The sequence below is a fragment of the Paenibacillus sp. 2TAF8 genome (assembly GCF_052114825.1).
Lineage (GTDB): Bacteria > Bacillota > Bacilli > Paenibacillales > Paenibacillaceae > Paenibacillus.
On the sequence record NZ_JBFRFN010000011.1, the window covers coordinates 18,461 to 38,398 of the forward strand.

General features: G+C 48.1%; 15 protein-coding genes. All 15 read right to left on the reverse strand.

Translation table 11 applies throughout. The features are described 5' to 3' along the window. Positions 1 to 52: 52 nt before the first annotated feature. A complete protein-coding gene (pknB, locus tag AB4Z30_RS17255; RefSeq protein WP_441928539.1) occupies positions 53 to 2,260 on the reverse strand; it encodes a Stk1 family PASTA domain-containing Ser/Thr kinase in 2,208 nt (735 codons plus the stop codon). Beyond that, positions 2,257 to 3,033: a Stp1/IreP family PP2C-type Ser/Thr phosphatase gene (locus AB4Z30_RS17260; RefSeq protein WP_441928541.1), complete on the reverse strand. Its 777-nt coding sequence runs from the start codon at positions 3,031 to 3,033 to the stop codon at positions 2,257 to 2,259. The genes pknB and AB4Z30_RS17260 overlap by 4 nt, the downstream gene beginning before the upstream one ends. Before the next feature lie 7 nt (positions 3,034 to 3,040). Continuing rightward, positions 3,041 to 4,081 carry a 23S rRNA (adenine(2503)-C(2))-methyltransferase RlmN gene (rlmN, locus tag AB4Z30_RS17265; protein WP_441928543.1) on the reverse strand — a complete coding sequence of 347 codons (1,041 nt, stop codon included), beginning with the start codon at positions 4,079 to 4,081 and terminating at the stop codon, positions 3,041 to 3,043. Positions 4,082 to 4,336: 255 nt separating this feature from the next. Next, positions 4,337 to 5,698 carry a 16S rRNA (cytosine(967)-C(5))-methyltransferase RsmB gene (gene rsmB / locus AB4Z30_RS17270; protein WP_441928836.1) on the reverse strand — a complete coding sequence of 454 codons (1,362 nt, stop codon included), beginning with the start codon at positions 5,696 to 5,698 and terminating at the stop codon, positions 4,337 to 4,339. Positions 5,699 to 5,874: 176 nt separating this feature from the next. Beyond that, positions 5,875 to 6,834, reverse strand: coding sequence for a methionyl-tRNA formyltransferase (fmt, locus tag AB4Z30_RS17275; RefSeq protein WP_441928545.1), 960 nt, complete (start codon positions 6,832 to 6,834; stop codon positions 5,875 to 5,877). Positions 6,835 to 6,846: 12 nt separating this feature from the next. Next, positions 6,847 to 7,335, reverse strand: a complete 489-nt coding sequence (def, locus tag AB4Z30_RS17280; RefSeq protein WP_441928838.1) for a peptide deformylase — start codon at positions 7,333 to 7,335, stop codon at positions 6,847 to 6,849. A 125-nt stretch (positions 7,336 to 7,460) separates the two neighbouring features. Then, positions 7,461 to 10,010, reverse strand: a complete 2,550-nt coding sequence (gene priA / locus AB4Z30_RS17285; protein ID WP_441928547.1) for a primosomal protein N' — start codon at positions 10,008 to 10,010, stop codon at positions 7,461 to 7,463. A gap of 3 nt (positions 10,011 to 10,013) precedes the next feature. Beyond that, the gene (gene coaBC / locus AB4Z30_RS17290; RefSeq protein ID WP_441928549.1) at positions 10,014 to 11,279 is read right to left on the reverse strand and encodes a bifunctional phosphopantothenoylcysteine decarboxylase/phosphopantothenate--cysteine ligase CoaBC; all 1,266 of its coding nucleotides are present in this window, start codon (positions 11,277 to 11,279) and stop codon (positions 10,014 to 10,016) included. A 155-nt stretch (positions 11,280 to 11,434) separates the two neighbouring features. Continuing rightward, positions 11,435 to 11,647, reverse strand: coding sequence for a DNA-directed RNA polymerase subunit omega (gene rpoZ, locus AB4Z30_RS17295; RefSeq protein ID WP_434750353.1), 213 nt, complete (start codon positions 11,645 to 11,647; stop codon positions 11,435 to 11,437). Positions 11,648 to 11,810: 163 nt separating this feature from the next. Then, a complete protein-coding gene (gene gmk / locus AB4Z30_RS17300) occupies positions 11,811 to 12,383 on the reverse strand; it encodes a guanylate kinase (protein WP_441928552.1) in 573 nt (190 codons plus the stop codon). Positions 12,384 to 12,396: 13 nt separating this feature from the next. Continuing rightward, positions 12,397 to 12,657: an extracellular matrix/biofilm regulator RemA gene (remA, locus tag AB4Z30_RS17305; protein WP_006209218.1), complete on the reverse strand. Its 261-nt coding sequence runs from the start codon at positions 12,655 to 12,657 to the stop codon at positions 12,397 to 12,399. Positions 12,658 to 12,708: 51 nt separating this feature from the next. Further along, complete coding sequence (locus tag AB4Z30_RS17310; RefSeq protein ID WP_441928556.1) at positions 12,709 to 13,608, reverse strand: YicC/YloC family endoribonuclease; 900 nt, start codon at positions 13,606 to 13,608, stop codon at positions 12,709 to 12,711. 19 nt (positions 13,609 to 13,627) lie between these two features. Further along, complete coding sequence (locus AB4Z30_RS17315) at positions 13,628 to 15,517, reverse strand: bifunctional homocysteine S-methyltransferase/methylenetetrahydrofolate reductase (protein ID WP_441928558.1); 1,890 nt, start codon at positions 15,515 to 15,517, stop codon at positions 13,628 to 13,630. A 233-nt stretch (positions 15,518 to 15,750) separates the two neighbouring features. Beyond that, a complete protein-coding gene (gene dapF / locus AB4Z30_RS17320; RefSeq protein WP_221789055.1) occupies positions 15,751 to 16,584 on the reverse strand; it encodes a diaminopimelate epimerase in 834 nt (277 codons plus the stop codon). A 177-nt stretch (positions 16,585 to 16,761) separates the two neighbouring features. Beyond that, positions 16,762 to 19,620: a calcium-translocating P-type ATPase, SERCA-type gene (locus AB4Z30_RS17325; RefSeq protein ID WP_441928561.1), complete on the reverse strand. Its 2,859-nt coding sequence runs from the start codon at positions 19,618 to 19,620 to the stop codon at positions 16,762 to 16,764. Positions 19,621 to 19,938 lie beyond the last annotated feature (318 nt).

Sequence of the window (19,938 nt, forward strand, 5' to 3'; positions counted from 1 at the left end):
CGCCCTCCTTCAGATGAGTTATATTCTTTCCTTACGCCAGCATAAGCCGTCCTTATGGACGGCCTGATGCGTTGATAACTCCTTTTTTCTTATCCTCTTTATGTTTACCCGGGCCTTTATCCGTCTTCATTGCTGAAGTGTCACCTTCTTGGTTGTCTCCTTCCCCGTCTGCCGGAGTAGAGTTAGGCTCACCCTGCTCTCCATTATCCACACTGCCGTTGTCACCATTCCCCGGATCAGGGTTATTTTCTGGCGGAGCTTGTGTGTTTTGCTCAGGGTCAATAGAAGGTACGTTCACCGTGCCATTCTTTGCTTCACTGTAAGATACAACGTACGTATCCAGGAATTTACCATCACGATAGACGGAAACTGCACCATTTTCGTTTGGTGCAAGCACAAGTRGAATCGTCAGGACTTGAGCGGAATTGATCGTACGTGTGCCCCACTCCTGATTTTTGCCACGTGCATCTTCAAAGGTAATACGAATTTTACTGTTTGTTCCGGCTTCTTTCGGTGATACGTTGATGTTGTACGGATACTCCAGTGCCTGATCCGGGTACCCTGTGCTAACAAAGATCGTAATCTTATCTCCAGGATTCACGTCTGTTCCGGGTTCCACAGGCCATTGCTGAGTAACTTTGCCCTTTTCAACCGTATAACTGGATTCCTCCTGCACCTGTCCGAGCACAAGACCCTTTTCTTTCAGCATTTGTTCTGCTTCACTGCGGGTATGATTTTTTAAATCAGGCATTTTAACCGTTTCAGTTCCCTTGCTTACCGTTAGCTCAATTACATCAACCTCAGGATCAAATTCTTCATTTACGCCAGGCGTCTGGGAAATGACTTCACCTGAAGGAATTTCATTGGAAAATTCATCCTTACGCTTGATCTGATCTTCTTTAAGGCCGAGTGAGGTCAGTTTTTTGACCGCCTCTGTATATGAATCACCTTTAACATCAATCATTTTTTCCTTCTTTTTCTCCGCGCCAACACTTAGTTGCACTTCAGAGCCTTTTTTGACCACATCGCCTTCATTCCTGCTCTGATCAAAGACAATGCCCGGGTCTACATTTTCTTTATACTGTCGAATGACCTCATTGCTCACAACAAGACCTTTCTCTTCCAGCATTTGACGAGCTTTTTCTTCTGTCTGATTGACCACATTAGGCACGGTTACCTCAGGCACAACAAGCATGTCTTTGACATACCATACCACCCCAACCATGGCGACTAAAAGAAGAACAGTCAATGAAATGATCAGCGTCGTTTTTTTCCAGGTTTTCTGCTTCGGTTTACCCGACTTCCCTGCTTCATCGTTCTCCATTGTAGGGATGGTACCCGTGGAGGTCATACCACGTGGTTCCGGTTTGATAGCCGGCATAACCCGCGTTTGATCAATGTCGTCTTCATCCGGAAAATCAACCTTGGACTCATTGCGTCGCTCTGGCATAAGACATGTTTCCAGATCATGCTGCATTTCTTTGGCCGATTGATAACGCTCCTGCGGATTTTTACGCATCGATTTCAAAATGACATTTTCCACACTTTGCGGAATGAGCGGATTAAACTTGCGCGGCTCATCGAACTCTTCCTGCAAATGTTTCAAGGCTACACTAATTGGACTCTCCCCCAAAAAAGGAAGCTGTCCGGTAAGCATTTGATAGAGTACAATTCCAAGAGAGTATAAGTCCGACTTCTCCCCAGTCACAATGCCCTTGGCATGCTCTGGTGAGAAGTAATGCACGGAACCCACGACAGAACCAGTCTGCGTGATCGTTGTAGAGGTAACCGCACGTGCGATACCGAAATCTGTTACTTTTACACGGCCATTCCGGCCAATTAATATGTTATGCGGTTTGATATCCCGGTGAATAATCTGATTATGATGCGCGTGATCCAGCGCATCAGCGATCTGGGATGCAATGTGTACCGATTCGTCGACCTGTAATGGCGCACGTTCTTTAATAATTTCATTTAGGTTTTTGCCTTCAACGTACTCCATGACAATATAATGAACATCATCTTCCTGACCCACATCATAAATGCTGACTACGTTCGGATGAGAAAGCGATGCTGCCGACTGTGCCTCTCTACGGAAACGGCGAATAAACTCTTCATCATGCACGAACTGCTGTCTGAGCACTTTAATCGCCACGTTCCGATTCAGAAGCAGATCCTGAGCTTTGTACACAAGAGCCATGCCGCCGCCGCCGACACGCTCAATCACTTCATAGCGTCCGCCTAGCTGGTGCCCAATCATGACTCACACCCCGTTTCAGTTTCTACGGTATCTTGCTGCTGAGGCTCAAATAAAGCGACTGTAATGTTGTCGTCTCCCCCAGCAAGCAATGCCAGTTGAAGCAGTCGATCTGCGCGATCTTCCAGTGGAAGTTCAAGATTACCCGCAACCTGAATAATCTGCTCATTGCTGACCAGGTTACTGAGTCCGTCACTGCAGAGAAGCAATACTTCGCCTTCTTCCAACCGTACGCTATCCATATCAACCTTCACTTCAGCATCCGTGCCAAGTGCACGGGTAAGCACATTTCGACGCGGATGATGAGATACGTCTTCTTTGCTAATCTGACCATTTTTGTACAATTCATTCACCAGTGTATGGTCTTCGGTCAACTGAAATACTTCCTTGCCTACAATTTTGTATGCACGGCTGTCCCCGATATGTCCAATTACACCTTCTGCATCATTTAATAAGGCTGCGACGACCGTCGTTCCCATATTATGATACTTATCGTCTGTGGACGCCGTGCGGAATATGACTTCATTCGCATGAAGAATCGCATCGCTAAGCGCAGCGGACAGCGATGCATGAGACAAACCCGGCTCAAGTGTCGCCAGATCCTGCACTAGCGTCTCCACTGCGAGGCGGCTTGCCGTATCCCCAGCAAGGTGTCCGCCCATGCCGTCTGCGACGATTCCCAGAATATATCCTGTATCGAGATTACGAATCCAGGCTGAATCTTCATTCACCGAACGTACTCGTCCGATATGGCTCACATGAACTGTTTTGATCAAAACGCTCTCACCTCAACTCCATATGCTTTGCACGAAGCTGGCCGCAAGCGGCAGCAATATCATGTCCCTGTTCACGGCGAATCGTTACATTAACTCCCTGTTCCGAGAGAATTCTCTGGAAGTTAAAGATATCACTTCTTGATGTTCTAACATATTTGCGCTCAGGTACATGGTTAACCGGGATCAGATTGACATGGCATAACATGTTTTTGAGCACACTTGCCAGTTCTGCCGCATGCTCTGGCTGGTCGTTTACACCGCCAATCAATGCGTATTCAAACGTAATTCTCCGTCCAGTCTTCGCCAGATAATAACGAAGAGACTCCATCACATCATCAAACGGGAAACGGCGGTTAACCGGCATCAATTTTGAGCGAAGAGCATCGTTTGGCGCGTGGATCGAAATCGCGAGATTAATCTGCGTGTCTTCATCTGCAAACTTGTAGATGTTCGGAACAATTCCACTCGTAGAAACGGTAATGTGACGCTGACCAATGTTCAGTCCTTTTTCGTGAATCATGATCCGCAAGAACGTCATCGTTGCTTCATAGTTTTCAAAAGGTTCACCCGAACCCATGATCACGATGCTGCTGACCCGTTCGCCGCGCTCATCCAAAATTTTCTGAGCCTGTACAACCTGAGCAACGATCTCTCCAGCTGTCAGATTACGTTTCAGGCCCCCAAGTGTGGATGCACAAAATGTACAACCGATCCGGCAGCCCACCTGTGTTGTTACACAGATGCTGTTCCCGTAGTTATGCTTCATAATAACCGTTTCGATCGCATGATCATCATGCAGACCAAAAAGGAATTTCACCGTGCCATCCTTGGACTCAAACTTGGTAATTTCCTTAAGGGTTACGAATTCAAACTGCTCTGCTAGCTTCTCACGCAGTCCCTTGGATAGATTTGTCATTTCACTAAAATCATTTACACGTTTCACATAAATCCAGTCAAAAATCTGACCGCCGCGAAACGCAGGTTCCCCGTTTTCCACAGCCCATTGCTGCAATTGCTCCAGGGAAAAATCGTATATAAAAGGTTTCATTTTGTTTTCAACACCTATTCCTTTTTTCTTTTCATTTGCATTTCTTTTGCATTCCGTCGTTTTACTGCATTCGTCCTATTCTATCACAAACGGCACTTTACATCCATGTATACCCTTGAGACCCGTTCTTCATGCATTATAACATCTCGCTGTTGCCATCGCACCCTGGCATCATTTTATAAGCTATTCGCCTCTCGCAAAGAAATCCGCCGAGGGTTTTCCTCGGCGGCCTTCCTGTAGTGCTCTATTAAACGGTTAATGGGTCGTTCTTGTCAACCTTGCGATGTAGAAACCATCACTATGAGCGTATTGTGGCAAAATCTGTACACCGCCATTCACAGCCTTCCAATGCCCGGTTTCCGGTTGTGACCACACTGACGTTTCGATAGCCTCATACTCTGGATGACGATCCAAGAAGTCCGCCACCATATCCTCGTTCTCTGCCGATTCAATGGTACAGGTGCTGTATACCAAAATGCCACCTGGTTTGAGCAGTGGCGCAACACCCTCCAGAAGCTCTCGCTGCAAACTGGAGATGTCTTCAATGTCAGATGCGGATTTAGTCCACTTCACGTCCGGCTTGCGACGAATAACCCCTAGACCTGAGCACGGTGCATCCAGCAAAATCCGGTCAAACGAAGACTCGGCATAGCGCCTGTTTAAATCAAGCGCATCACCAGTTACCGCATCTATGCAGCTTAATCCAAGACGTTCAGCCTGATCCAAGATAAGCTCACGTTTATGAGCATGAACATCGTTAGCTACAATGTGTCCCCGGTCCTGCATCTTCTCTGCTATATGAGCGGTCTTGCCACCCGGAGCTGCACAGCAGTCCAACACGTTTTGTCCCTCTTCCGGCGCTACGGCTTCAGCGACCAGCATAGAACTTTCGTCCTGAACGGACAAAAGTCCATCCCGATACCATGACGTAAGAGCCATATTGCCTCCGCTGCGAACCAGAATACCGTCAGGGCTAAGAAGCGAAGCTTCAACCACTGCCCCTGTGCTCGCCATCTCTTCCATCATCTTGTCCCGTGTTGTCATCGTCGTGTTCACACGCACACTCACTGCTGGAGGTTCATTATTCGCGCGGCAGATAGCTTCTGTTGTCTCTTCCCCATATTGAGCAATCCACCGCTCCACCATCCACAGCGGGTGAGAATGCTCCAGTGAGATTCGTTCAGCAACTGGAAGATGGGAGGGAACATGCAACTGCTCCTTGTTTCGAATCATATTCCGCAGCACACCGTTAACCATACCCGAGATTCCCTGATGACCAAGCTTCTTTGCCAGGTTCACTGCTTCGCTGACGACGGCATGTTCCGGAATTCGATCCAGGTAAATTAATTGATAGGCACTAATCCGAAGCAAACTGCGTACCCAAGGCTGTAATTTTGCCGTCCCCTTGGCAACAAAACGCTCCAGATAATAATCCAGCGTGTTCAATCTTGCAATCGTTCCATACACCAGTTCCGTAGCGAGTCCTGCATCTGCAGAACTAAGTTCTGCATCTTTAAGACGGCGGTTCAGCTCCAGATTGCTATATGCTCCGTCCTGTTCCACCGCGCACAGTACCTTGACTGCGAGTGCACGGGCAGATGTCTTCGGTTTTTGCATACGATCATGAGTCCGGCTTCCCTTAGCAGAAGCCTGTACCGTATTATTTCCTGCACGCCGGCCTTGATTGCCGGAAGAACCCTTGCCAGACTGACGATGATTGGCGGGGGTTCCTGCGTTTCCCTTGCCTGCTCCCTTGCGTTCTTTTCCTGAAGAATGTCCTGATCTGGAAGTACTCATCGCAGCACCATACCAGGTTTCAATGTTCCACCGCGTGCAAAATCAGCAGCTTGCATTACTTTTTTGCCAGCAGGTTGGACTTCCGTAAGCCACAAGGAGCCGTTGCCAGTCTGTATTTCAATACCTGATTTATTCAGTTGCAGCACCGTTCCCGGCTCAGATTGTCCAGCGTTTGAAGCAGCTGAAGCTTCATTTGTCACCTGATCTGGATTGGCCGCTGCCCAAACTTTAAATACCTGCTCGTCCCACATCGTAAAGGCACCGGAAAAAGGCACAAGCCCGCGGATCTGGTTGAACAATTCACGCGATGTTCGATTCCAGTCCAATTTTTCATCTTCCCGAGTCAGATTACGAGCATACGAAGCCTGTGAATCATCCTGAGGAACAGCTGTCGTTTCGCCTGCAATCAGACGTGGCATCTCCGCTTGAAGCAGTTTGGACCCCGCCTCGCTCAGTTTGACAAACATACTGCCAGATGTATCTTCATCCGTAATCGGCACTTCCACACGAGAGATCATATCCCCGGTATCCAGTCCTTCTGCCATATACATCAGAGTGACCCCTGTAACGGATTCTCCGTTAATGATAGAACGTTGTATCGGAGCTCCTCCACGGTATTTGGGCAAAAGAGATCCATGCACGTTCACGCAGCCGCGAACTGGTATTTCCAGCACCGCTTTGGGAAGAATCTGTCCGAATGCGGCTGTAACAATTAGGTCTGGTTTCCACTTTGCAAGGCGGGCTACTGCCTCCGGATCACGAAGTTTGACAGGCTGAAACACCGGCAGACCATAGCGTTCAGCTGCGGCCTTGACCGGTGTAGGTGTAAGCACTTTTTTACGTCCTTGCGGTTTATCAGGCTGGGTAACTACGCCTACCACGTTGTACCCTTCGGCCATCAACATATCCAGCGAAGGAACAGCAAATTCAGGGGTTCCCATAAAAACGATATTCAAATCAATCACTCCTTAATTGCGACGCGGTCCTGTTTGCTCTGGGGCAATTTCATATACTTTTTCAGCAATATCTGTGAAGAGCACGCCATTCAAATGGTCAATTTCATGCTGAAACGCACGGGACAGCAAACCGCTACCTGTAATAATCAACTCTTTACCTTCACGATCCAGGCCTTTAACGGTGACTGTCTCGAAACGACGAACATCACCGTTAATTCCAGGAATACTTAGACATCCTTCTGGTCCAAACTGTTCCCCTTCACTAGAAATAATCTCTGGGTTGATCATCTTGATCAATCCTTGCTCATCTCCTGCATCAATCACAATCAAACGTTTCAGTATGCCGACTTGCGGAGCGGCAAGACCTACCCCTTCTGCGTCGTACATCGTGTCTGCCATATCATCAAGCAGCTTTTGTACATTAGGTGTAACTTTAGTTACTTCCTTGGCTCTTTTGTGAAGCACCTCATCTGGTTCTTTAACGATAATTCGAATCGACATGTTGTAAGCACCTTCCCAATCCTTATCATAGTTTCGCAACATCATCTGATATTCCTATATTGGTTTAATCTATGTTTATACCGCTTGTTCACACCACATTTTTGCATCGAAGTGATGCAAAATGTTCACATTAACATCTGCGGGTCTACATCCAAACTAATAAGCAACTTTTGGGCCTGAACATCATCGTCCATATGCCGGGCCGTTGCCAATGCCAGGCCAATAGCGTCCACATCCCCACGCCATTTTATCATACATTGGAATCTGTATCTATTCTTGATCCGCGGAATAGGCGAAGCTACAGGACCAAGCACGTCAAAAGCTTCGTTGCTGAAACGATCCAGACTGCCCAACCACCCAGCAGCTTTCGCCTTCTCTTTCAGCAATCGAGTATAGTTTTCGGCTAGTCGGATCAGTACCGGGAGCTGTTCATGAGAGAAAGTCACCAGAATCAGGCGACAGTACGGTGGATACTGCAAATTTCTACGGTGCAGCAGTTCCTCTCTCACAAAAGATACGTAATCATGCTGGCTTGCATGTCCAATGGAGTAATGTTCAGGCGTATAGGACTGCACAAATACCTCACCCGGCAATTGATGACGCCCTGCCCGGCCTGCAACTTGTGTCAGCAATTGAAAAGTTTTCTCCGCGGCACGGAAATCAGGTAAGTTAAGAGCAGAATCTGCGGTGATGACTCCTACCAGAGTGACATCGGGGAAATCAAGCCCCTTGGCAACCATTTGGGTTCCAAGCAGAACATCGGCCTTTTTCTCCCGGAACTGTTTTAACAATTTCTCATGTGAGCCCTTTTCCGTCGTCGTATCTACATCCATGCGAATCACGCGAATTCCCGGGAAGAGCTTGGCCAATTCTTCCTCAACCCGCTGCGTCCCTGTGCCAAAGTACCTTATATGCTCACTTCCGCAATCCGGACATGTTTCCGGTGCTGCTTCTGCATATCCGCAATAGTGACACCGTAAATTGTTGGAACGCTGATGATACGTTAAAGAGATATCACATTCAGGACAACCCGCTACATATCCGCAACTGCGACACATGACGAAGGTTGAATACCCGCGGCGGTTAAGCAGAAGAACTGTCTGTTCTCCGCGCTCCAAGCGTTCTTCCAGGCCTTTGTGCAGCGCCCTGCTGAACATGGAACGATTTCCATCCTTCAACTCTTCACGCATATCGATAATCCGTACATCCGGCAGATTGTTGCCAAGCGCCCTTGTAGGCATGTTTAACAAAAGCGGCGCAAAATCATCATTACTTTGTGAACGCGCAGCATAATAACTTTCCAGCGAAGGTGTAGCTGAACCGAGAACCACGACAGCTTGGTGCTGCTGTGCTCTTTTGACAGCCACATCACGCGCATGGTATTTCGGCGTTTCTTCCTGTTTATAAGAAGTTTCATGTTCTTCATCCATAATAATCAGCCCCAAACGGCTGAATGGGGCAAATACAGCTGAACGGGCACCAATCGCAACCTTCACCTGACCTTCCCGGATTTTACGCCATTCATCATAACGTTCACCGCCAGAAAGACGACTGTGCATGACCGCAACCTGATCGCCAAAACGTCCCTTGAAGCGCTCCACCATCTGTGGGGTTAGTGCAATTTCCGGCACAAGCACGATGGCTTGTCTGTCCTGATTAATACACTGTTGAATCGTCTGCAGATAAACTTCTGTTTTACCACTACCAGTGACGCCATGCAGCAAAAACACACCGTGACGCTGTTCCTGCAATCGCCCGTTGATACTGCTATAAACGCCTTGTTGCTCGTCTGTCAACTTCAGCGGTTCTGTTGGTTTAAAACGTCTGCCTTGATACGGATCGCGGAAGACCTCTACGTCCTCTGTCATGACTAACCCTTTTTCCTCAAGCCCTTTAATCGTTGCCGCCGATACTTGCAGAGTAGACAATACTTCCTTCAAAGGCATCGGTAACAGATCTTTCATCTCCAGCAAAAAAGAAAGAATCTCCTTCTGTCGCTGCGCCTTTGCCGGAAACGACGACAGAGCTTCTTCGGCAGCAGCAACATCCACCGCCAGATTCACCGATTTCATCGTTTTTTTATTCAGCTTGTCCTTGATCGCCTGACTTTCCAATAGTACACCGCTCAGCAACAGTTTTTTGATCAAGGCTGCATGGTTCGGGTACTTACGGCTTAATTGTTGTAGGGGCACCTGTCCCCGGCTTTTGACAAAACGAATAATATCCTGCTGAACCTTCTCTGTAGTGGATTCCTCTCCCCACACAAACAAAACTTCCTCGTTGGAAGAATCACTACCCGCATGTGCATCAAGCCCATCACCGAGTGAAATATATCGCTCGGCTTTTCCTTTCAGCGCCGTTGGCACCATCACCTGCAAAGACAAAATCCGATTGCTTGCATATCGATCGCTCATCCATTCTGCCAGTTCCACCAGATCCTTCGACAGCGGCGGCACAATATCCAGCAACTCCTGAATAGACTTTAACTTAAAGGATTCTTCTCCCGTACGGGGAACCAAAGCAACGACGAATCCTTGCACGGTGCGATGTCCAAAAGGTACACCTACCCTGCTCCCCACCTCAATCCATTCCTTCATGGAGTCGGGCACCAGATAATCAAAAGGCCGGTCGGTCTGCTTCACAGGCACATCGACAATGACCTTGGCAATCTCCATCTTCTAATTCCTCCCGGCAATGCGCTCCGCCGCAATTCGGAGCAGACGATGTGCCACATCTTCCTTGGACATCAGTTCAAGCTCCTCTACCAACCCTTCACGGTCATAGATATGCACCGCGTTGGTGTCTGTTCCAAATCCTGCCCCCGAGCGGGTGACATCATTGGCTACGATCAGATCACAATTTTTCCGTTCCAGTTTCTCACGTGCATATATTTCGAGCGACTGGGTCTCGGCGGCAAAACCAATCAAAAATTGATGTGTCTTCCGCTTGCCCAGCGTCTCCAGAATATCTATATTTTTCACAAGTTCGAGCGACAGAGTGTCGCCTTTCTTCTTGATTTTCTCCACGTAAACTTCCTTCGGACGATAATCAGCCACAGCGGCTGCCTTAATGACGATATCTGCATCGTCCCATTCCCGGGATACCGCTTCATACATGTCCTGTGCGGAATGCACGGGTATGATCTCTACATTTTCGGGAGGCTGTGCCTGGGTATTTCCCATAACAAGCTTCACATCCGCCCCTAGGTCACGCGCTGCAGCGGCGATGGCAAATCCCATTTTTCCAGATGAATCATTCGTAATATAACGAACCGGATCAATGCGTTCAACCGTACCACCAGCGGTAACTACCACTTTTTTACCATGTAGCATTAGTGCCTGATTTGTTCCCTGCACTTCGATCCGAGTTTGTTCTGAAGACTTCACCTTGGAAGACTCGCGCTGCTCAAAGAAACGCTCCACCACATCCACGATCGTCTCCGGTTCTTCCAGACGCCCCTTGCCGACATAACCGCAAGCAAGTAGACCTTCCCCTGGTTCAATCATTAACGTGCCACGTTCAGCAAGCAGATTCATATTGTGCTGCACCGCCGGATGATCATACATATGTACATTCATAGCAGGTGCAATCATCACGGGTGCAGTGGTTGCTAGTAGCGTTGTTGTGAGCATATCGTCCGCCATACCGTGTGCCATTTTGGCAATCACATTTGCTGTTGCAGGAGCTACCAACACCAGATCAGCCAGATCTGCGAGATTAATATGGGACACCACTGCCGGCTCACGTTCATCAAATGTGTCTGTATACACTGCATTTCGGGTCAACGTTTGCAGCGTTAATTCGGTAATAAACTGTGTTGCCGAAGCGGTCATAATGACATGTACATTCGCTCCCTTTTGCACCAGTTTGCTGCATAATGTCGCTGCTTTATAAGCTGCAATGCCTCCTGTTACGCCAAGCACGATTTTTTTACCGTTCAACATGTTCCTATCCCCCGATAATGTTAAGACATCTATTCAAGTCAATATAATAGTTCATGAATCTGATAAAATGGCTTATTCGTAAAAAAATAACAACCTTTCGGTTGTCAAAATGATTCGGCTTTCGCCGTATGCAGTTGAAGAGCAGCCCAGGGGGCTTACTCTTCTTCTTCGTCCTGTCCTTTGATCACAATGAGATGATCGCTATAAATCTCTTCCAAAGCAACGCCAACCTGTTTATGAGATTTTGCGTTTCTCAGCTCTGTTTTTTCGCCTTCACGAAGCTGTCTAGCCCGGCGGGATGCAGCAACAACCAGGGAATACTTACTGTCAACTTTGTTCATCATTTCATCAATCGAAGGATACAACATATTACAGAACACCTCTTTGCTTTAGTATAATCACAAGTTGCCGCCGGACAGAACCTTTATGTTGCGTGTCTTCATGTACTGGGAGCAGTCCAGACTGAACTTTATCTTTAACATGATATGACAACAGCCCCATGAATATCGCTGTACGCGGCGGCAAAAAGAATTATTTATTGATCTTACAATGTTCGGCGATAATGATGCTTTCTATTCGTTTACAAGCCAAATCGATTTCATCATTCACCACAGCATAATCATACTGTTCGAGCAGATTGATCTCATCCACCGCAACGGACATTYGGTGATCAATCGTAGCCTGACTTTCGGTACCGCGACCTTGAATCCGATCTTTCAGCTCGTCCAAAGAAGGAGGAAGCAGGAAGACAAAAATCCCTTCCGGGAATTTCTCCTTCACTTTAAGTGCGCCCTGAACTTCAATCTCCAGAATGATATCGCGGCCTTCGTTGAGTGTTTTCTCCACAAAATCACGTGGAGTCCCGTAATAATTACCAACATACTCTGCATGTTCAAGCAGCTGATCCTCGGCAATCATCTTCAGAAACTCATCATGCGAGTGGAAGAAATAGTTCACTCCATGCTCTTCACCCAGACGTGGCTGACGAGTCGTTGCTGATACCGAATAAGTCAAATTTGGAACCCGTTTGCGCAATGCGCTGCATACTGTACCCTTCCCGACCCCAGATGGGCCGGACAACACTATCAGTAATCCCTTAGACATATTACACTCCATTTTATTCGTCGTTATCATCATCTTTCGAAGAAAGACGATGGGCGACCGTTTCAGGCTGAACTGCAGACAGGATAACATGATCACTATCCGTAATAATTACGGCACGTGTACGTCTTCCATAAGTTGCATCGATCAGCATGTGACGATCTCTGGCCTCTTGTATAATTCTCTTGATCGGCGCCGATTCCGGACTCACGATGGATATAATCCGGTTCGCCGATACGATGTTACCGAATCCAATGTTAATGAGTTTGATTGCCATATTCAGGTTCTTCCCCCTATACATGCGACTCTTCTGTCGAAATTTGGCCGTTCATTCGATGTTCGCCGCTTGCTCACGAATCTTCTCCAGCTCCGCCTTCATCTCGACAACACGGTTCACCAGAGCCAAGTGGTTGGCTTTTGATCCAATCGTATTAACTTCACGATTCATCTCCTGAATCAGGAAGTCCAACTTGCGGCCTACCGGTTCCTCACTCTTTAGCAATTCTCTGCATTGCCCAAAGTGGCTGAGTAAACGTGTAAGCTCCTCTTCAATGTTGGAACGATCGGCAAAGACTGCAATTTCCATACCCAATTTATGCTCATCAAGAGGGAAAGAGCCGTCCTCCTGCAACTCCGTAAGACGCTGTCTCAGCTTGTTGCGGTAATCGCTCACCACAGTGGGTGCAAGTGCGAGCATCTCGGTGTGCAGCGACTCCAGACGGGTAATTCGCCGTTCCAGATCACTGGCCAGATGATGACCCTCGCGAGCACGCATATGCTCCAGACTTGACAGAGCTTCGTTTAATCCGTTCTGCAGAACCTGCTCCCAATCGTCTTTTTGTCCCTCCGGAACAGAACTTGTCCCATCCGGCTGAACCATGACATCTGGCAGCCCCAGCATATCCACAATACTCGGTCTGCCCTGCATTCCAAATTGAGACTCCAGCCGCTCTGCTGCCTGCAGATAGGCCCTGACCGCCTGTTCATTGAGAACAGCGGGGAGAGCCTGGTCTTCCTCTTTTTCTTTCAATACATAAACATCAATCCGCCCGCGCTTCAAGCGGCTCTGTACGATCTTTCTCAAACCATCTTCATAATACGTCCACTCTCTTGGCAGACGCATCATCACTTCGCAATAACGATGATTGACTGATTTGATCTCCAATTGTACCTTGTAGCCGCCAAAATGAAAGGCGGATTGACCGTATCCGGTCATACTGAATGACATCGGCATCACATCCGTTTTACTATTGTAATTGATTATTAGGGTTGAAACAAGTAGGACATTGATGCTCCGATTTCTCCCAGACGTATTGGGTCAGCTCGGCAGTCATGCCATAGAACATAAACGGAGTCATCAGATAGATGCCCTTGAAGTGCTCTGTAGCTACATCCAGCAGCTCTTTCGCAATCTTTACTCCCATGGCACGGCCCTCTTCGCCTTCAAGTCCTGCCATGCGGGAGCGCACCTCATCCGACAATTGGATACCTGGGACCTCATTGTGCAGGTACTCCGCGTTTCGGCCGCTTGCTAGCGGCATAATGCCGACAAAAATAGGAATGTCCAAATGTTTGGTCGCCTCACGCATCGCAAAAATCAATTTAGGATCGTATACAGGCTGAGTCATAATATAGTCTGCCCCGGAGGCGATTTTCTTTTCAAGCCTTTGTACTGCTTTGTCCAGATGTTTCACATTCGGGTTGAAGGCAGCTCCAATAACAAAGCCCGCTTTCTGTTTCAACGGTTTACCCGAAAAGGCTACACCATCATTCAGCTGTTTGATCATTCGGATGATTTCAAACGACGTCAGATCATACACGGAGCTTGAACCAGGCAAGTCACCGAACCTTGCAGGGTCGCCCGTTACGGCAAGCACATGGTTAATACCCAGTGCATCAAATCCCATCATATGAGACTGGGTTCCGATCAGGTTACGATCACGGCAGGCAATATGCACAAGTGCACGAAGTCCTGTACGATCCTGCACCAGATGTCCGAGTGCCATATTACTCATACGTGTTACAGCAAGGGAGTTGTCAGCAAGTGTCAGGGCATCCGCTCCTGCCGCCTTCAGCGTTTCGGCACCCTTCATAAACTTGGCAACATCCAGATCACGCGGGGGATCAAGCTCTACAATGACCGTGTGACGTTGTTTCACCAGATCCACAATCGTTGGCTGCCCTCCTCGTCCTGCGCGTTCATCCACATTTTCATGAAGTACAATGCGTGACGTAATCTCGGCAGGATCAGGTTCAGCAATCGGCTGAGGTACGTAATCCGCAAGCGCTTGTTTAATCGCAGTGATATGATCTGGCGTTGTACCGCAGCAACCACCGATAATACGCGCACCAAGATCAGCAAACTGTATTGCAGTCTGACCAAAGTACTCTGGTGTTGCACCATATCTGAATTGACCATCTACATAATCCGCTGCACCCGCGTTCGGATATACGGACATCGGAATACCAATGCGTCCAGATACCGTTTCCATCGCGCGCATGATCCCGTTCGGACCTGATCGACAATTGAAACCGATAACGTCAGCACCCTGTTCACGCATGATACGAAATGCTTCAGGCATCGTGTAACCGTCCAGCGTGTGGCCCACATCCTCTACCGCGAATTGTCCAATCACAGGCAGATCGCTCAGCTTGCGGGCCTGCAGAAGCGCGATATCCATCTCTTCGATATCATAGAAAGTTTCAAGCAGTATGCCATCCACACCTTCGTCTAGCAAGGCAAAAATCTGCTGTTGATAGAAGCGTTTCAATTCACTAGTAGACACGTTGGTACGTTTGCCGCCGCGAATAGAACCTACTGCACCAAGAACGTATCCCTCTGCCCCTGCCACTTTTTTCGCTATGCGAACACCTGCACGGTTCACGTCCTCTACCTTGGACTCTAGTCCAAACTTGGACAACTTGTCAAAATTCGCCGAGTATGTGTTTGTCTCAAATATATCTGTGCCTGCATCGCGGTAACGACGATGTACATCAGCCACAACTTCAGGTGAAATCAAGTTCAATTCTTCATATGAGATCCCGACTGGAAATCCCATTTGATATAGAAATGTCCCCATGGCCCCGTCCCCAACAAGAACACGTTGCTGCATCGCTGTACGTAAATCTGCCTTCATCCCATTTCCCCCCGCCTGACTGTGATCGTTTTCATACTAATGTAACACAAAAAATGCTTAAAAACGAAGAAAAACACAGGTATTTGCTGTATGTCCGGCACCAGTGGACATTCCTGCAAAATATGTACTGAATACGTCCTTTATGACCGGACAACTGGTAAAAGCTTATACATTTCGGATAAAAAAAGAGACCCCTCAGGCCTCTTCCGTGTAACCTCTACATTTTCATGAAATTATGAAGTAAATCCTTTGAAAACAACTTCGGCTGGTCCTGTCATATAAACGTGGTTATCCGCCTCGTTCCACTCGATATTCAAATCGCCGCCTTTGAGGCTGATCACAGCTGTACGATCTGTATGACCATTTAGCACTGAAGATACCAGCGTTGCACAAGCCCCTGTTCCGCAGGCCAGTGTCGGCCCAGCCCCGCGCTCCCATACACGCATGTCTACATATCCACGGTCACGTACCGTTGCGAACTCAACATTGATTTTTTTCGGAAACATCGGGTGTACCTCAAGCAATGGCCCCCATGTTGTCAGATCAAAGTTTACCGCATCTTCAACGTAGATGACCGCGTGAGGGTTACCCATGGACACCGCTGTGAATTTGAATGCATGTCCATTCGCTTCAATGTTATGATTGACCACTGGATTCGCATCCACGGTTGTAGGCACTTGAAGACCGTCCAGAATTGGCTCGCCCATGTCTACCCGAACCGTCTCCACTTTACCATCCCGGATATTAAGAGTTACAGGTTGAACACCTGCACCGATCGTTTCAATCGTAATCTGTTCCCGGTCTACATGCCCATGGTCATACACATACTTGGACACACAACGGATCGCGTTGCCACATTGCTCCGCTTCCGAACCGTCCGAGTTCATGATACGCATCTGAAAATCCGCCTTCTCTGAAGGCAGTATATAAACCAGACCGTCTGCGCCGATACCGAAGAATCGATTGCACCATTTTACCGCAAGTTCAGCAGCATCTGCCGGAAGCTGTTTTTCACCAAATACAACGATAAAATCGTTGCCTAGTCCGTGCATTTTCGTAAATTCCATAATCTATCCCACTCCTTTTGGCAGTCTGCGGCCAAAGCTTTATAGTTTATTTATAGCTAATCTTCATATCATGCGCACAAAGCATACAAAAAAAGCTATCCTGCAAAATATCAAAGCCTTCGCTTTGAATCATTTTGAGGATAGCATATCGAAACGGGATATTAAAAGGTATTGATTTTATGCTGAAAACTTTGTACTTTTTGGTACGAAGCGTCCAGGACCACCCATACGGCGGCGATTCCGGCGACCACCCCAGACACTTCCAGCGCCCATAAGGAATGTTGGAATGCCTGCGGCTACGATACAAATGGCCCATTCACGTAGACCGAGAGGTACCGTTTTGAAGATGGGTTGCAACGGCTCTACATACATTACCACCAGCATCAGCACAACCGATGAGATGACAGCAAGAACTAGGTATTTATTCTGTAACGGATTTCGGTGAAAAATGGAACGGGAACTGCGACAGTCAAACACATGTATTAACTGTGCAAGTACCAATGTAGCAAAGGCAACGGATTGTGCCTTGATCAATTGCCCTGGATGATCCGGTGCGGCCTGAAGCGTCAGCCAGAAGGCGCCAAGTGTACACAATCCGATCAATACACCACGGCTAATAATTTTCCAGCCCAGTCTGCGGGCAAAAATATTTTCCTTAGCGCCACGAGGTTTGTGCTCCATCAAATCTTTTTCCGCCTGATCAACCCCAAGCGCCATCGCTGGCAAACCATCTGTCACTAGATTTACCCATAGAATCTGGATGGGCACGAGTGGCAACGGCAAACCCATCATCATCGCAAAAAACATGGTCAAAATCTCGCCTACATTCGAAGCAAGCAAATAACGGATAAATTTGCGAATGTTCTCATAGATGTTACGTCCTTCTTCAATAGCCGCCACAATGGTGGAGAAGTTATCATCGCTCAAAATGAGAGAGGAAGCTTCCTTCGTCACATCGGTTCCCGTGATGCCCATGGCAATCCCAATATCTGCAGCCTTGATAGCAGGTGCATCATTGACGCCGTCCCCGGTCATAGCAACAACGTGTCCTTTGCGCTGCAACGATTTGACGATACGCAATTTATGCTCAGGCGAGACTCTGGAGAATACATAGATATCATTGACCGTTTTATCCAATAGTTCATCCGTCATGCCTGCCAGTTGCTGCCCGCTTAACGATGCTCCGCCGCGCGGGAGAATACCCAGCTGATGAGCGATCGCTTCCGCTGTTGTTCCATGATCTCCCGTAATCATGACTGTCCGGATACCGGCTTTGCGGCATGTCGCAATGGCATCACGAACTTCACGGCGAGGCGGATCGATCATGCCAGCAAGCCCAACAAATACAAGCTGGCTCTCAGCTGCATGCTCGTCAGCCACATGTTCCTTCAGCTTGACTTCACGATATGCCATACCGAGCACCCGCAAGGCGTTACCTGCCATGCTTTCGTTGGCAGCCATCACTTTCTGGCGCAGAGTCCCAGTGAACGGAACCACTTTACCTTCCCACAGAATGTAACTGCAATGCTCAATCAGTACATCAGGTGCACCTTTCGTGTAAACCATACGTCCGCCTTGATGTTTAACCATCACAGACATGCGTTTACGCTCGGAGTCAAACGGGAATTCCTGCTCCCGCTCATATAATTCCTTGAGACCAGCCGGAGTAAGACCCATTTTGGAGGCCATAGTCACCAGTGCACCCTCTGTCGGATCCCCTTTTAACTCCCAGAGCACTTGAGTGGCACTAACCTGTTCTTCCTCCATTTCACCTTTCTTCCGACCTTTCTTGCTGTCTTTTTTGGACTCCTTGCTCTTTTTCTTGCTGCCTGGATCGTCCAGAACCGTCTCTACTATGCTGGCATTATTACAAAGAGCACTGATCTGTAGCATTCTTCGTAAGGACTGGTCATTTTTTAGCTCGACTATTCGATCATTTTCCAACATGTGACCTTCTGGTGCATAGCCATCTCCTGTGACCTTAATGCTGCGGCCTTCAAGCCATACGTTCGTTACCGTCATTTTGTTCTGCGTCAGTGTACCTGTCTTATCCGAGCAGATCACCGACGCACAGCCTAAAGTTTCTACCGATGGCAGTTTACGTACAATGGCCTTACGTTTGATCATCCTCTGTACACCAAGCGCCAGCGCAATCGTAACGATAGCCGGTAATCCTTCCGGTATGGCTGCCACGGCGAGGCTGACACCTGCCAGAAACATGCCTACCGCGGGTTGTCCATGCAGGATACCTGCGACCACGACCATCACCGTCAATCCCAGTGCAACAAAGATCAGAATTTTGCCTAACTGCTCCAGTCTGTGCTGTAGTGGAGTTTCCTGTTCCTCCGTATTTTGGATCAGATCAGCGATTTTGCCCATCTCGGTATCCATACCCGTCCGAATGACAACGCCCTTGGCAGTACCTCGTGTGACCATGGTGCCCATAAAACCGATGTTTTTCTGATCACCTAAAGGAACATCGTCACTGGCTATAGGTCTGCAATGTTTGCTGACAGGCACGGACTCCCCGGTTAGTGCCGATTCCTCTACATCCAGACTGTTAGTTTCCAGCCAGCGCACATCAGCGGGGATACGGTCACCACTTTCCACCATGATAATATCTCCCGGTACTAATAGGTTGGCAGCAAGATGTACTTCCTGTCCAGACCTGAGCACTTTTGCGGCAGGAGCCGAGAGCTGTTTAAGTGCACGAAGAGAACGTTCCGCCCGGAATTCCTGTACAAATCCCAAAATGGCGTTTAGCACAATAATAGCCACGATCGTTACCGCATCCAAGTACTCTCCAAGCAAACCGGATACCAGCGTTGCTCCCATGAGTACTAGCACCATGAAGTCCTTAAACTGATTCAACAGGAGAGTGATCGGCGATATCCGCTTTCCCTCACTTAGTTCATTCGAACCGGCGATCTTCCGTTTCTCAGCTACTGCTTCGTCCGTCAACCCTTCCTGCGGGCTAACTCCGAGAGTTTCACGAAGCTCTTCGTCGTTTAGTTGATGCCACTTGGTATGTTCCATGCTCCAAAATTCCCTCCCAGTCTTATTTCATCTGCAATGCAAGCTCTCATCACTCGCCGGCATGCTGTTAGGGCAGGCTGTACACTGTGCCGGACAAACTACCTGCTCTATATGTATTCGGACAGGTCCATGAATAGCACCCGGAAGGTGAATCCTTTCCTCATTGGACAGAATAAGCTAGAATAAAGGTTGACGTACCCCCGCACGCCTGCGGAAAAACTTCCTGGCTTGGAACGAAAATTCAGCAGTATTGGTTTCCTTCAGCGTTTCTCAGACGCACTCTTAGGCTGGCCACCTTACAATATTTAAAAGGCAGTC